This window comes from Pullulanibacillus pueri, from assembly GCF_014639255.1.
GTDB classification, from domain to species: Bacteria; Bacillota; Bacilli; order Bacillales; family Sporolactobacillaceae; genus Pullulanibacillus; species Pullulanibacillus pueri.
Genome location: NZ_BMFV01000007.1, coordinates 100057 through 114254, shown reverse-complemented (window position 1 = coordinate 114254; position 14198 = coordinate 100057). Strand labels below are relative to the sequence as shown.

The window sequence follows — 14198 nt, the reverse complement described above, 5'->3', positions numbered from 1 at the left end:
GGGAGGCACTATGGATTTGCAGATTGCTATTGATGGGCCAGCGGCGGCTGGGAAAAGTACAGTCGCTAAAATGATCGCTGACAAAATGAACTATATATATATAGATACAGGGGCAATGTATAGAGCGATTACACTTAAAGCCTTGGAAAACAAGGTGGATGTTGAGGATAGCGAAGCGCTATATCAGCTTTTGAAAAAGACAGTGATTGAATTGGTGGCAAAAGAAAAGGGCCAAGCTGTTATCCTTGATCAAAAAGATGTCACAGAAAGTATTCGCCTGCCAGAAGTTACGAACAATGTTTCGTTTGTTTCTAAACATCCAAAACTACGTGAAGAAATGGTCAAGCGCCAGCAAGAACTTGCTGCAAAGCAAGGGGTTGTTATGGATGGTCGGGATATCGGGACTAAAGTTCTACCGAATGCTGAAGTAAAAGTGTTTTTAAAAGCTTCTGTGGAGGAACGAGCGACACGGCGTTATAAAGAGCAGATCAATAAGGGAATTGAAACACCTCTTGAAGAATTGAAAAAAGAAATCGCATTACGTGATACTCGCGATAGTATTCAGTTAGTCAAAGCTCACGATGCTGTCGAAATTGATACCACAAAATTAAGTATTGCTGACGTTGTCGATCGCATTCTAGCAATCATAAAGGAGAGAACTTACCAAAGTGAGTCTTTATGATCTAGGGAGAGGGCCGGTCAAGCTTTTTTTTAAGCTATTTCATCGCATTGAATATATTGGAATTGAGCATTTTGATGCCATTGATCCAAAGGATGGCATATTAATATGTAGTAATCATGTGAGTAACTTTGATCCTCCAGCTGTTGGGGCGGGTTGTCCACGGCGATTAAGCTTTATGGCAAAAGAAGAGTTATTTAAAGTGCCCTTATTGAAACAATTGATTACTAAGTTACATGCCTTTCCTATCAAAAGAGGTGCGGGCGATCGTCAAGCTTTAAAAATGGCTATAAAGATTGTCAATGAAGGGGGAACACTGATCATGTTCCCTGAAGGCCATCGGATGAAAGAGGGGAAATTAGGAAAAGGTCAACCTGGCGTAGGGTTTATTACACTAAAATCAAATGCTGTCGTTGTCCCTGTTGCAATTATCGGACGTTTTAAACTCTTTCAAAAAACAAAAATTGTTTATGGACAGCCTATCGATGTGAGTATTGCAAGGGCTGAGAAGCAAAAAGCAGCAGAAGTTACACTTGAAATCATGAACCATATCCAAGCTTTGATTGATCAGCATTCATAACTTTGGCTATTTTAAAGGTCATTCTACTTGACAAACGCTTTCGTTTATAAGAACTTAAAATAAGGATATTATTTTGGATATTATTTTTCTCTCATCATGAGTCTATTATTTTTGCATGAAAGTAGGGTCTTGACTCTATCGCTTATTTCTAATCCTTCATAGGTAAAAGTATTAGCTAAGCGTTAAGGCTTTTCTAATCGTGTTCAATTTTTAAGGAGGTCACTGTCAATGGTTGATGAAATGAATAATGAAATGACAACTTTTGATGCATTACAAGTCGGAGATGTTGTTACTGGACAAGTAACAAAGGTTGAAGAAAAACATGCGCTTGTTGATGTAAACTACAAGTTCGATGGGATACTACCAATTAGTGAAATTTCGAGTTTACATATTGATAAAGTGAGTGATCTATTGACTGTTGGAGAAGAAGTCACGCTAAAGGTCACTAAACTTTCAGAGGAAGAGCTTGTCTTATCTAAAAAGGCGGTTGAAGCTGATAAGGCATGGGATGACCTTGAACAAAAATTTCAATCAAAGGAAACTTTTACAGTTACCATTGCAGATGTTGTTAAAGGTGGTTTAGTCGCTGATCTAGGTGTGAGAGGTTTTATGCCAGCCTCCTTGGTTGAACGTCATTTTGTCGAGAGTTTTGAAGATTATAAGGGCAAAGAGCTTGAGGTCAAAATTGTAGAATTTGATAAGGAGAAAGGAAAATTAATTCTTTCTCATCGCGCTGTTCTTGAAGAAAAAGCTAATGAGGCCAAACAAAATACCTTAACAAGCTTAAAAGAGGGCGATGTCGTAGAAGGAACAGTTCAACGGTTAACCGATTTTGGTGCTTTTGTAGACATTGGCGGTGTAGATGGACTTGTTCACATTTCGCAGTTAGCCCATTACAGAGTGGAAACACCTTCTGAAATAGTGAATGAAGGGGACAAAGTTAAGGTAAAGATCCTTTCTGTTGATCGTGATAACGAAAGAATTTCTTTATCTATTAAAGATACTCAACCCGGTCCATGGGAAAAGGCCGCAGAAGAGCTTCACGCCGGAGATGTTGTAGAAGGAACGGTTAAACGCCTTGTCCCATTTGGTGCTTTCATCGAGTTATTGCCAGGGGTTGAAGGGCTGGTTCATATCTCAGAAATTTCTCATAAGCACATTGGAACTCCTGGAGAAGTGCTCTCAGAGGGCGATAAAGTAAAGGTTAAAATACTTGATATGAGTCTGGCACAAAAAAGAGTTTCACTCAGTATAAGAGAATTGGAAGAACCAGAAGAAGAACTCTCTGAAACAATAACCACTGAGCAAGAAGAATCAACGGGATTCTCTTTTGGGGATGTCATTGGTGATCAACTTAAAAATTATAAATAAGCATGATAGAACAAAGACGATCCAATCTGGATCGTCTTTTTGAATATAAGGATGTCTAACATTCTGGCAACAGGATGTGTGGATTTCCGCTTCAGAACGCTCGTTTACCTCATGCTTACAGGACTAAGGAAACTTTTATGCATTCTGGTAATTTCAGAAAATGTGCAATTCTTTTTCGGTGAGGTTTATTTTCTCTTTTTCTCTTCCATACTGTGATTGAGGTGAAATCACTTGGAGGGAATCCTATTTTATTGGTTGGCTTGGATGAGTTGGATATTTGTGTCGTTTTTAATGAGAAAAGGCAAGGAGCGAACTTTCCTGAACTTCGGTATTTTACTCCTTATTTGTGTGTCATCTAATTCCTTTCAATTCGATGGCTATACAATAAATTGGGGCTTTTTGATGCTTATTTTTTGCTGTGCTTTTCCATTGAAAGAGTTGTCTGTTTCCTCACTGATTTATCATATTTTTTCCGTAATGATTATTGGGATGTCTTATGTATTGCTGCATATCTATCTCTTGTTTGATCCAGCTATATTACTTATTATTCATCCTTGGATGGTCGTTTTTCCGTTGCTTTTTATCACCCATTTTTTGGTGCGTTCTTTACCCATGCGACTGTATACAACTATTCTAGGTATGGGTGTCGGAGAATGTTTACAAACATTGGTTTTCCAGTCATTTGATCAGACTTTTGGCGATACATCCAGTCTGGATGCGATTGCTCTTGCTACGGGTCTGACGATTCTTTTTGGTCTGATTGGAAGACTTGTCAACAAAATGAGAGTCTTATATGAAAGACAGTTTCCAAAACGACTCTCTAAATAATCATGAAAAATGAAATTGTTTCTATGGCTAATTTTTGATAAGATTATAACGCCTGAGTAGAAGGGGTAAAAGAGTCAGAAGAGAAATGAGCTGTTGAAAGCAATGAGGTCTTTTGGCGCTCACAAAAGACTTCAACATACACCCTTTTAATGAAAGTTTAAGAATAAATCTCAGGTAGGGATGTCAACCTATGGCTTTTTGAAGCCTCTCTAGGGAATTTTTATAATATAAATGGATAGTAAATCATGTTGCATGAATATTAATAAGGTCAGTAGAGTGGCCGAGCATACTGATGTACTGTTACAGGAAGGATGTGCTTTATGGCCCAATCAGTTGTTGCGATTGTGGGAAGACCCAATGTTGGGAAATCAACGATTTTTAATCGAATTGTTGGAGAAAGAATGGCGATTGTAGAGGATACACCTGGTGTGACTCGAGATCGCTTGTTTGGTGAAGGGGAATGGTTAGGTAGACGCTTTCATGTTATTGATACTGGCGGAATCGAAATTGGGGATGAACCTTTACTTGTTCAAATGAGAGAACAAGCTCATTTAGCAATTACTGAAGCCGATGTTATCTTATTTGTTGTTGATGGGAGAGAAGGTTTGACGGGTGCAGATGAGGAAGTCGCGCAGATGCTGTATCGCTCGAAAAAGCCTATCGTCTTAGGTGTGAATAAGATCGATAACCCAGATCGGATCCAAAATCTTTACGAGTTTTATTCTCTTGGTCTTGGAGAACCCATCGGGATTTCCGGTGCCCATGGAATAGGGGTCGGTGATATGTTGGATGCTTGTGTAAGCCATTTCCCTGACGAAGAAGAGGAAGAGTATGATGAAAATACTATTTTATTTTCCCTTATTGGTCGGCCGAATGTAGGGAAATCGTCTTTAACCAATGCTATTTTAGGGAAAGATCGCGTGATTGTGAGCAATATACCCGGTACCACGCGGGATGCTATCGATACACCTTTTCATCAAGATGGACAAGACTATGTCATTATTGATACAGCAGGCATGCGTAAAAGAGGTAAAGTCTATGAAAAGACTGAGAAGTACAGTGTGCTGAGGGCACAAAGAGCTATTGAGCGTTCAGATGTCGTTTTAGTTGTCCTTGATGGTGAAGAGGGCATTATAGAACAAGATAAAAAAATCGCAGGTTATGCCCATCAAGCAGGACGAGCGATTGTGATCGTCGTTAATAAGTGGGATGCTGTGGAAAAAGATGAGAAAACTATGGATGCTTTTCGTAGAAATATAAGAGAGCAATTTAGATTTCTCAGTTATGCTCCGATTGTCTTTGTCTCGGCAAAAACAAAACAGAAGATGCACCAGCTCTTACCTATGATTAACCAAGTAGCTGAAAATCATAGTTTCCGGGTGCAGACAAGTATGTTGAATGATGTCCTTATGGATGCCATTGCACTTACACCACCACCATCTGATAAAGGGCGCCGTCTAAAAATTTATTATGGCACCCAAGTGGCCGTTAAGCCGCCTAATTTTGTCTTTTTTGTTAATGATGCCGAGCTGCTCCATTTTAGTTATGAAAGATACTTGGAAAATAAAATTAGAGAAACCTTTGGCTTTGTAGGAACACCGATTAAGATCAATGCGAGAAATAAGCGGGAGTAGGGGGATATTAGAGTGGTGATGTTCGTTGTATTGTCATGTGTTGTCAGTTATTTGCTAGGGGCCATTAGCTTTAGCTACATCTTTACAAAATGGATTAAAAAAGTTGATATTAGGGAACATGGCAGTGGTAATGCAGGAGCAACTAATACTGCTCGCGTTCTTGGCACTGGTCCAGCCATCGGTGTTTTAATTTTGGATGTTTTGAAAGGGGTCGTGGCTGTTCTGATTTCGATGGCTTTTCACCTTCCAGACTGGGGGATTGCCTTATCGGGATTATGTGCCATTTTAGGCCATATATGGCCCGTCTATTATGGTTTTAAAGGTGGAAAGGGCGTTGCAACCACTATTGCTGTTTTTTTGATGCTTATGTGGTTACCGACCTTGATTGTGGCAATCATAGCCATACTTTTAATTGCTCTGACACGTTACGTATCTTTAGGTTCATTAGTTTTTATTTTGACCCCCATAGCGGGGCTCGCTATTGGTGGTTATCCATCAAGCTATATCATTGTATCCGCTATTATTGCTCTATTACTCTTATGGAAACATCGTGCAAATATTCAGCGGCTTGTCCAAGGAAATGAAAGCAAATTCGGGAGTAAATCAAAGTAAAACATCATTGGAGGTTATTTAATTGAAATCAACAATCGCGGTTCTTGGTGCGGGAAGCTGGGGGACAGCTTTAGCCATCGTCCTTGCTGATAATGGCCACAGGGTGAAATTGTGGGGACGTCGCAAAGAACAAATGGATGAGATTAATCGAAACCATAAAAATTCACGTTATCTACCAGATGTTGTTCTTTCAGATTTAATTGAAGCAGACGATGAGATGGCGAATGTAGTCGATAATGTGGATACTGTCCTAATTGTGACACCGACAAAGAGCATGCGGCAGGTCCTTGGGGAGCTGCGTCTTCATTTAAAGAAGCCAACGACCATTATTCATGCGTCTAAAGGGATTGAACCTCGGACATCTAAAAGGATTTCAGAAATCATTGAAGAAGAACTTCCACCAAGCATTCTGAAAACTGTTGTCGTGCTTTCAGGACCGAGTCATGCTGAAGAGGTGTCACAAAGAAAACCTACGACTGTTACAGTTTCCTCCAAAAAGATTGAGGAAGCAAAAGCTGTCCAAGATCTTTTTATTAACCAGTATTTTCGAGTGTATACCAATGATGATTTAGTTGGTGTTGAAATTGGAGGGGCTTTAAAGAATATCATTGCTCTTGGGGCAGGAATCTCAGATGGTCTAGGCTATGGTGATAATGCTAAGGCGGCTCTCATCACCAGAGGGCTGTCAGAGATTACGCGTTTAGGCATTCAATTAGGTGCCCATCCATTGACCTTTACGGGGCTTGCAGGCATGGGGGATTTAATCGTGACCTGTACAAGTGTACATAGTCGAAATTGGCGAGCTGGGAATATGCTAGGGAAGGGAAGTACCTTAGAGGAGACCTTAGAGTCTATGGGGATGATTGTAGAGGGTGTTCGGACCACTGAGGCAGCATATCTCCTATCAGAAAAAGAAGGCGTAGAAATGCCTATAACTGAAGCTATTTATCACGTTTTATTTAATCATAAGGATCCAAAGGATGCAGTTGACGAGTTAATGAGTAGAGATCGGCGCCATGAATATCATGATATCGATGAGATGTTTACTTCGAAATGGAAGGATTAATGCCTATTTTTTGATGTATTCATTTGTGTAATCACAAACGAAAGCCCTTCGCCATATACTGTCATGAAAGCATGGAAAAAGGAGGGCTTTCATGGATCCTAAACATCCATTATTTGATCAAATTGAAAAGAAGACCAATGTTAAAAAGGAAGATATTTTTGCGTTGGCACAATCTGTAGCGAATGCGGACTTTCGTGATGAAAAAACAGTTCGCGATATTGTGAGTCGTGTTGCTAAGTTAGCGAATGTTGAGGTATCTAAGGAAAAAGAAGATAAAATTGTGAATGCTGTTACAAAAAATAACATGCCTTTAAATATTTCTTCCTTAGCAAATATGTTTACCCAAAAGTAAATTCTAGGCCAACGTCATCAACAATCTAATGTCGTGTGGCATACGGTATAATGAATACACAAAAAATATCCTAATGAAGAGCTGCAAAACGAGTGGAAGGTTTTAGTCACTCCGAGAGAGGCATCTTAAAGCTTCTCTCGGTTTTATTTTAAGTCACCGATGATAACGCTCCTTTGGGTGGGATTTTGGACAAGCTTTAATTTGAATGCGCTTTCCTTATTGGTTTAATATTTTTACAAGCTTTCCCAATCTTCTTTATCTACATAAAATATTGTGTTAAAATACGGAGGTAAATTAAGGAGGGATTATATGTCACCTGGTCTCGCAGCAATGTGGCTTTCCTTTGTGGCCATGGGTCTACTCATCGTCGCTGCCTTACTCATAATGTTTTCTCGCGCAAAATTAAAAGGCTTTTTTAGAGCAATTTTTTCCTTCGTAGCTTATTTGCTATTGATTTTCGGTGGGCTATTAATGATTCTAGTGGTGATCAACTGGCCAGATTAATACATAAGACATGCTGATAAGGTGTTGAGACATATGAAACGATTTTTTATATACATAATTTTAACCATTTTTCTTTTAAGCCTCTCTGGGTGTATGAATTCCGAAAGTGACACCACCTTTCAACATCAGGCTTACAAAGCACAGCTAGTAGCTGTTCAGGATGCTATTGATTCCTATCATAAAGATACAGGCGTTTTACCTATTAAGAATAGTACTGAAGACACTCCCATTTATCAAAAGTACCGTATAGATTTTAAAAAGTTAAAAGAGTATTTACCCAATCCCCCTTCAGATGCCTATGAACAAGGTGGGGATTTTGAGTATGTGCTGATAAATCCTGAAAAAGATCCCACTGTTAAGGTCATAGATATGTCTCTCGTCAGCAAGGTTCAGGACTTAAATAGAGATATTCAAGTGTATTATTCGAATCATAAGTTTTCCCCGCTTAAAGATATTCTTGCGGATGGGCGCTATAGCATCGATTATAAAGCGCTAGGATATAAGAAGCCGTTAACAGTGACAAGTCCATACAGTGGGCGCCAATTAGGATTCATACTCAATGAAAAAGGTGAAGCTTGTATTAATTACTTACCTGATATTTATGATGCCGTAAAGAAATCGAACAAAACTTATAAAGAAGGATATGATCTTAGACAATTGTTAACAAATAGTACGCCATATGTGCCTATAGATTCAGTTGCTTATACAATGAAAAAGGGTGAGGTTGTTTTTTTATTGAATAAATAATCAATGATTTAAAAAAGCTAAAAGATTAATAGCTTTTATGGGAGGAATGAGTGCTTTAATTTTTTAGTATCCAGAGACTATGTGACAGACGTAGAAGAGTCAATGCTGCTAAGCTTTTTGGGTGCACTCACAATCAAAGGCAAACTTTTTTAGCAATCTTTCAAAAATAAATAGTCATGTTTCCCTCTCTTCAACAATAATCTATATTGGGAGAGGGTTTTTTGCGTTCATTCGAAATCATATTTTTCGTATTTGTTAGACCACATAGCATATTTGGTGGACAAAGTCATAGTTATATATTACATGACTTTAATGATTACGTTGATCGGGAGGGTTCAAATTGGAAAGAGTCGATATTTTTAAAGATATCGCCGAGAGAACAGGCGGAGACATCTATTTAGGTGTTGTGGGAGCTGTTCGTACAGGTAAATCTACGTTTATTAAAAAATTTATGGAACTTGTCGTACTGCCTAATATCACAGATGATGCTGAGCGTGCAAGAGCTCAAGATGAGTTACCACAGAGTGGTGCTGGGCGTCAAATCATGACAACTGAGCCAAAGTTTGTGCCTAACAATGCGGTAACTGTCAGTGTCGACGAAGGTCTTGAAGTGAATATTCGAGTCGTCGATTGTGTGGGTTATGCAGTCCAAGGAGCTAAAGGCTTTGAGGATGAAAATGGGCCACGAATGGTGCATACCCCTTGGTACGATGAACCTATTCCTTTCCAAGAGGCAGCAGAAATTGGAACAAGAAAGGTCATTCAAGAGCATTCTACCCTTGGAGTGGTCATTACGACCGATGGCAGTATAGGAGATCTTGGACGAAGAGACTACCTAGAAGCTGAAGAACGCGTTGTTGAAGAACTTAAAGAAGTGGGTAAGCCTTTTATTATGATTGTCAATTCCGCACACCCACATCATTCTGAAACAACAGCACTCCGTAATGAACTCTCTGAAAAATATGACATACCTGTACTGGCTCAAAGTGTTGAAAATATGACGGAACAAGATATTAATAATGTCCTTCGTGAAGCCCTTTATGAATTCCCAGTCCTCGAAGTGAACGTTAATCTTCCAAGCTGGGTCATGGTTCTACGCGAAGATCATTGGCTCCGTCAAAGCTATGAGGATGCAGTCAAAAGTACTGTTAAGGACATAAAACGATTGCGTGATGTAGACCGTGTTGTGGGTCATTTCCATGAGTATGAATTTATTGAAGATGCCCAACTTGCAGGGATGGAAATGGGACGTGGTGTGGCAGAAATCGATCTATATGCACCAGATGAACTTTATGATCAAGTATTAAAAGAAGTTGTGGGTGTCGAGATTCGTGGTAAAGATCACCTTTTACAACTCATGCAAGAATTTTCTTATGCAAAAAGAGAATATGATCAAGTAGCAGATGCGTTAAAGATGGTGAAACAAACAGGTTATGGTATTGCCTCTCCTGCACTAACGGATATGAGTTTAGATGAGCCTGAAATCATTCGCCAAGGTTCACGTTTCGGTGTAAGATTAAGAGCGGTCGCCCCCTCCATTCATATGATTAAGGTGGATGTGGAATCAGAGTTTGCTCCAATCATAGGGACAGAGAAGCAGAGCGAAGAACTTGTAAGATACTTAATGCAAGATTTCGAGGACGACCCACTTTCGATATGGAATTCAGATATCTTTGGGCGTTCACTGAACTCTATAGTTCGTGAAGGAATTTCTGCCAAATTATCATTAATGCCAGAAAATGCTCGCTACAAATTAAAAGAAACTTTAGAGCGTATCATCAACGAAGGCTCTGGTGGTCTGATTGCCATCATTTTATAACTACTTTGACTCCTTAATCTAGGGGTCTTTTTTTGTAAAGTCGGGATGTATCACTTAGCGGAGGACCTTTAAGCGCAACTTAGGCTTTCGCCATAAGACTTAGCGTCAAGCCAAGTTTTCTTAAATAGATCAGTAAATTTCTGGTTATCAGGAGGGTGCGGATTCCGCTCCAATCCACTTGATGGGACTTTGCATTTTAGTAAAAACATTTTATGCCAAATGAATGAGGACCGGGCGCTCTGCCCGGTTTTTCTTATGCGATAACGTATAAGCTTAAGGTTTTATGGAAATGAGTATAAGGAAAACGTATTTTATTGGAATTAAACGCGTGATTTTAGGAGGGTGATGTTTAAAATTGATCGGCATTTTCATATCACTAGAACATTTGCAATAAATATATGAAAATTCCATCTTTGTTTACTGAGATCTATAAAAACAGAGTTTATTTGGGTGAAATTACCAATTTATAGTGTAAATGTGTAAATATTGTGGGTGAAACTCCAAAAAAATAGGGGTTTTTCTTAAAAAGTTGTTGAATTCTTGGGTGAGTTCCTTTAATATAGCGTTGAAAACAGTTTTTTGTCGAAATGGCAAAGCTGAAGCCTTGAGAGGAGGTGAAGGCATTGAATAAAACGGAACTCGTAAATGCTGTTGTCGAATCCACACAACTTTCAAAAAAGGATGCAACACAAGCAGTTGATGCTGTCTTTAATACGATTACGGATGCCTTGAAAGAAGGCTCTAAGGTACAACTTATTGGTTTTGGTAACTTTGAAGTTCGTGAACGCTCTGCTCGTAAAGGACGTAACCCACAAACAGGTGAAGAAATCGAAATCGCAGCAAGTAAAGTACCTGCGTTTAAACCAGGTAAAGCCCTTAAGGACGCTGTAAAATAATAATTTATACATAGGGCGGTAAAAAAAGAGTCACTTAAAGTGGCTCTTTTTTATTGATATAAGAACCTTAAATAAATAGTGGTTAGTCCAGTTCAAATAATGAAAAAGGGATGGTTCATAACAAGAGGAGGCTTGGGCTCCTAGGAGATTACACGGCGACATTCCAACTTCAACCCATATCTAGTTATCTTTTGAAAAAAACTTTGGAATACGCCTGTGAAGTGTTTGGATCCCTTAATCGATAAAGGGAATAGACTACTTAATCAAATAAGTTTTCCTTTATTGAGTCTAACCGGCTTTACTTTACTTTGTGAAAAGCCTTATGATAAAATTTGTACATATATCTCGGTACCATGAATGGAGGATCAACGTGGCAGTCGATCACGATAAAATAGAACAAGCAGTAACGATGATTTTAGAAGCTATAGGGGAAGATCCCCGTCGCGAGGGACTCATTGATACACCTAAACGAGTTGCTCGTATGTATGAAGAGGTTTTTCAAGGTCTTAATCAAGATCCAAAAGAATATTTCGCAACTGTTTTCGGTGAAGATCATGAGGAACTTGTTCTAGTCAAAGATATTCCTTTTTATTCAATGTGTGAGCATCATTTAGTGCCATTCTACGGACAAGCTCATGTCGGTTATATTCCAAGAGGTGGGAAAGTGACAGGACTGAGTAAGTTGGCAAGAGCGGTAGAGGCCGTTGCCAAGCGTCCGCAGCTCCAGGAACGCATTACAACAACAATTGCAGATTCGATAGTGGAAACGCTCGACCCTCATGGCGTCATTGTTGTCGTAGAGGCGGAACATATGTGTATGACAATGCGAGGGGTAAAAAAACCAGGTTCTAAGACGCTTACCTCTGCGGTGCGAGGTGTTTTTGAGGAAAATCCAGCAGCGCGATCTGAAGCGTTGATGTTAATAAAAGGATAATAAGGAGGGTGACCATGGAAGCTAAACAAAGCGAAGAATTTTTTGTGATAAAGGCATTAGAAGATGGTGTAAATGTTATTGGTCTCACACGGGGAGCGGATACTCGTTTTCATCACTCAGAAAAGCTGGACAAAGGCGAAGTGATGATTGCCCAATTTACTGAGCACACTTCAGCTGTGAAAGTTCGAGGGAAATCTCTTATACAAACGAAGCATGGCGAGATGGTTTCTGGGGTAGAATAAGGATAGAATGGCGAAAGGGTTTAGTAGGGATTTGAGGCTAGAACCTTACTCAGCTTCTTAAGCCCAATGATGGAAAACTGGCGGCGATTTTTGTGATGTGTATATCCGAACCGGAGAATTCATTCGGATTTCCTTTGATATAACGGTTTTGTCTCAGCCATCTCATGAAAGAAATAAGGGGATAAATCTGTTTGGAATCATTTTAACCGGTTTTCTCGTATCGCTTTATGCCTCTCACTTAAGTATGCTATACTGAATACAGCGTATCCTTGAACGGGACAATGAAACAAGGATGCTGATCAAACCTTTTAGAATTGGAAAAGACACTTTGATATAGATGAAATCGAAGAAGAAGTTAAGTTTGTAGACTTTAAGGCTTCTCAGGTGAATAAGGGACGCGTGATAATCATGAATAGTGAGCTTAATGAGATCAAGACGATCATTGAAGAAGCAACCCGGCATCCGGTGCTTGATAAATACATAGGAAGACCCGAGATTGATGAAGATAAAATAACGGTCTTGTTAGCGATGTTTCGAGAAAACAACGCCTATAAACATGTAAGTAAGTACATATCCTCAATCCTAATTGTTCAAATGGCTCTAGAAATTCATGATTCTGTAACGTTGATGGCACTTCATACTCCAAGTGAAATTAAATCACGTCAACTTACCGTGCTTGCAGGAGATTTTTATAGTGCGCAATACTATAGCCTTTTAGCAGAAGTTAAAGACTATAAAATGATAGGTCATATTTCTGAAGCGATTCAAAAACTGAATGAATTAAAGACGCGCGCCTTTAAAGCGGAATTCCACTGGGATCGGTTATTTGGATTTTTGCATGATATTGAGTCAACGATACTTATTAAGGTGGCACAGGTTTTGGGACTTGCTCATTGGATTCCCCCCCTTCGCCATTATTTTTCATTGAAAAGAATTCTAATGGAACGGAAAAAGGGACTTGAAGGTGAAGTGTCAACAGTATTGCAGCCTTTTTTTATTCATTTGCCGAAAAAAAAGCAACAATTTATTCAAGCGACAGATGCTTACTTAGCGTCAATGCAGCCTGAATTAATACTCAATCATAAAGAAGTCCCTCCTGTGTTCTCCCAATTAAGTACAAAAGTAAACCGCTGGAAACAGATTGCTGAAAATGATAGAAATAAAAGAATGGCAAAAGAAGGATTATGATGAACGAACAAAAGAGCGAAAAAGTGCACCATGTGTTTCAAAGTATTTATAAAAAATATGATTTCATGAATTCACTAATAAGTTTTAATCAGCATAAGGTTTGGCGCAAAAAAGCGATGCGGGCCATGGCTATTGCCCCCGGAAAGAAGGCACTTGATGTGTGCTGTGGGACAGGCGATTGGACGATTTCTTTAGCACAAGCGGTGGGTCCTAAAGGGCATGTCGAAGGATTGGATTTTAGTGAAAATATGTTATCGGTTGCGCGTCACAAGATTGAAGAACAACAATTATCAAATGTTACTTTAACGCATGGTGATGCGATGCGTTTGCCTTATGCTGATAATACTTTTGATTATGTCTCTATAGGGTTTGGCTTACGAAATGTACCAGACTATTTAACCGTTTTAAAGGAAATCTTTCGGGTTTTAAAGCCTGGAGGAACCTTGACTTGTTTAGAGACATCTCATCCTAAAATTCCTGTTTATACACAACTCTATTTCTTATATTTTCGTTATGTGATGCCGGCTCTTGGGAAGATTTTTAATGGAAGCTACGATGAATATGTATGGTTACATGAATCAACACGAAACTTTCCCGATAAAAAGGCCTTAACCGAACTATTTTCTCAAGCTGGTTTTAGTCCAATTCATGTCATCTCCTTAACAGGTGGGGTAGCGGCCATCCATCATGCAACGAAACCACCACTTCTTAAGTGACATGATATTGTTAAAGAGCTAACCTGAAGG

General features: G+C 39.2%; 16 protein-coding genes. All 16 read left to right on the top strand.

The genetic code is table 11. The features are described 5' to 3' along the window. Window positions 1-10 precede the first annotated feature (10 nt). The 16 genes from cmk to IEV91_RS06520 all read left to right on the top strand — a co-directional run bounded on the left by cmk (window position 11) and on the right by IEV91_RS06520 (window position 14168). Window positions 11-682, top strand: coding sequence for a (d)CMP kinase (cmk, locus tag IEV91_RS06595; RefSeq protein ID WP_188496627.1), 672 nt, complete (start codon window positions 11-13; stop codon window positions 680-682). Continuing rightward, window positions 669-1259: a lysophospholipid acyltransferase family protein gene (locus tag IEV91_RS06590; RefSeq protein WP_188496626.1), complete on the top strand. Its 591-nt coding sequence runs from the start codon at window positions 669-671 to the stop codon at window positions 1257-1259. The genes cmk and IEV91_RS06590 overlap by 14 nt, the downstream gene beginning before the upstream one ends. A 228-nt stretch (window positions 1260-1487) precedes the next feature. Continuing rightward, complete coding sequence (gene rpsA / locus IEV91_RS06585; protein ID WP_188496625.1) at window positions 1488-2630, top strand: 30S ribosomal protein S1; 1143 nt, start codon at window positions 1488-1490, stop codon at window positions 2628-2630. Window positions 2631-2861: 231 nt separating this feature from the next. Beyond that, a complete protein-coding gene (locus IEV91_RS06580) occupies window positions 2862-3458 on the top strand; it encodes a YphA family membrane protein (protein WP_420850724.1) in 597 nt (198 codons plus the stop codon). Window positions 3459-3778: 320 nt separating this feature from the next. After that, entirely contained in the window at window positions 3779-5092 is a 1314-nt protein-coding gene (gene der, locus IEV91_RS06575) for a ribosome biogenesis GTPase Der (RefSeq protein ID WP_188496623.1), read from the top strand. Window positions 5093-5110: 18 nt separating this feature from the next. Then, window positions 5111-5704, top strand: a complete 594-nt coding sequence (gene plsY / locus IEV91_RS06570; protein WP_188496679.1) for a glycerol-3-phosphate 1-O-acyltransferase PlsY — start codon at window positions 5111-5113, stop codon at window positions 5702-5704. A gap of 22 nt (window positions 5705-5726) precedes the next feature. After that, the gene (locus IEV91_RS06565; protein WP_188496622.1) at window positions 5727-6770 is read left to right on the top strand and encodes an NAD(P)H-dependent glycerol-3-phosphate dehydrogenase; all 1044 of its coding nucleotides are present in this window, start codon (window positions 5727-5729) and stop codon (window positions 6768-6770) included. A 91-nt stretch (window positions 6771-6861) separates the two neighbouring features. Further along, a complete protein-coding gene (locus IEV91_RS06560; protein ID WP_188496621.1) occupies window positions 6862-7122 on the top strand; it encodes a stage VI sporulation protein F in 261 nt (86 codons plus the stop codon). A gap of 309 nt (window positions 7123-7431) precedes the next feature. Next, a complete protein-coding gene (locus IEV91_RS06555; protein WP_188496620.1) occupies window positions 7432-7626 on the top strand; it encodes a DUF2768 domain-containing protein in 195 nt (64 codons plus the stop codon). Between the two features lie 33 nt (window positions 7627-7659). After that, entirely contained in the window at window positions 7660-8373 is a 714-nt protein-coding gene (locus IEV91_RS06550) for a YphF family lipoprotein (protein ID WP_188496619.1), read from the top strand. 340 nt (window positions 8374-8713) lie between these two features. Next, on the top strand, window positions 8714-10192 hold the full coding sequence (spoIVA, locus tag IEV91_RS06545; protein WP_188496618.1) for a stage IV sporulation protein A: 1479 nt from the start codon (window positions 8714-8716) through the stop codon (window positions 10190-10192). 623 nt (window positions 10193-10815) lie between these two features. Beyond that, window positions 10816-11088, top strand: coding sequence for a non-specific DNA-binding protein Hbs (gene hbs, locus IEV91_RS06540; protein ID WP_188496617.1), 273 nt, complete (start codon window positions 10816-10818; stop codon window positions 11086-11088). 370 nt (window positions 11089-11458) lie between these two features. Further along, window positions 11459-12022, top strand: coding sequence for a GTP cyclohydrolase I FolE (gene folE, locus IEV91_RS06535; RefSeq protein WP_268236357.1), 564 nt, complete (start codon window positions 11459-11461; stop codon window positions 12020-12022). Between the two features lie 14 nt (window positions 12023-12036). Then, on the top strand, window positions 12037-12264 hold the full coding sequence (mtrB, locus tag IEV91_RS06530) for a trp RNA-binding attenuation protein MtrB (RefSeq protein ID WP_188496615.1): 228 nt from the start codon (window positions 12037-12039) through the stop codon (window positions 12262-12264). Window positions 12265-12672: 408 nt separating this feature from the next. Then, window positions 12673-13452, top strand: a complete 780-nt coding sequence (locus tag IEV91_RS06525; protein WP_188496614.1) for a heptaprenyl diphosphate synthase component 1 — start codon at window positions 12673-12675, stop codon at window positions 13450-13452. Next, complete coding sequence (locus tag IEV91_RS06520; RefSeq protein ID WP_188496613.1) at window positions 13452-14168, top strand: demethylmenaquinone methyltransferase; 717 nt, start codon at window positions 13452-13454, stop codon at window positions 14166-14168. Before IEV91_RS06525 ends, IEV91_RS06520 begins: the two co-directional genes overlap by 1 nt. The last annotated feature ends 30 nt before the right edge of the window (window positions 14169-14198 follow it).

Excerpts from the sequence above, each read along its gene's own strand:
- rpsA (WP_188496625.1), top strand. The coding sequence starts at position 1,488 with ATGGTTGATGAAATGAATAATGAAATGACAACTTTTGATGCATTACAA.
- IEV91_RS06550 (WP_188496619.1), top strand. The coding sequence starts at position 7,660 with ATGAAACGATTTTTTATATACATAATTTTAACCATTTTTCTTTTAAGC.
- IEV91_RS06560 (WP_188496621.1), top strand. The coding sequence starts at position 6,862 with ATGGATCCTAAACATCCATTATTTGATCAAATTGAAAAGAAGACCAAT.
- cmk (WP_188496627.1), top strand. The coding sequence starts at position 11 with ATGGATTTGCAGATTGCTATTGATGGGCCAGCGGCGGCTGGGAAAAGT.
- der (WP_188496623.1), top strand. The coding sequence starts at position 3,779 with ATGGCCCAATCAGTTGTTGCGATTGTGGGAAGACCCAATGTTGGGAAA.
- IEV91_RS06520 (WP_188496613.1), top strand. The coding sequence starts at position 13,452 with ATGAACGAACAAAAGAGCGAAAAAGTGCACCATGTGTTTCAAAGTATT.
- mtrB (WP_188496615.1), top strand. The coding sequence starts at position 12,037 with ATGGAAGCTAAACAAAGCGAAGAATTTTTTGTGATAAAGGCATTAGAA.
- IEV91_RS06525 (WP_188496614.1), top strand. The coding sequence starts at position 12,673 with ATGAATAGTGAGCTTAATGAGATCAAGACGATCATTGAAGAAGCAACC.
- plsY (WP_188496679.1), top strand. The coding sequence starts at position 5,111 with ATGTTCGTTGTATTGTCATGTGTTGTCAGTTATTTGCTAGGGGCCATT.
- IEV91_RS06555 (WP_188496620.1), top strand. The coding sequence starts at position 7,432 with ATGTCACCTGGTCTCGCAGCAATGTGGCTTTCCTTTGTGGCCATGGGT.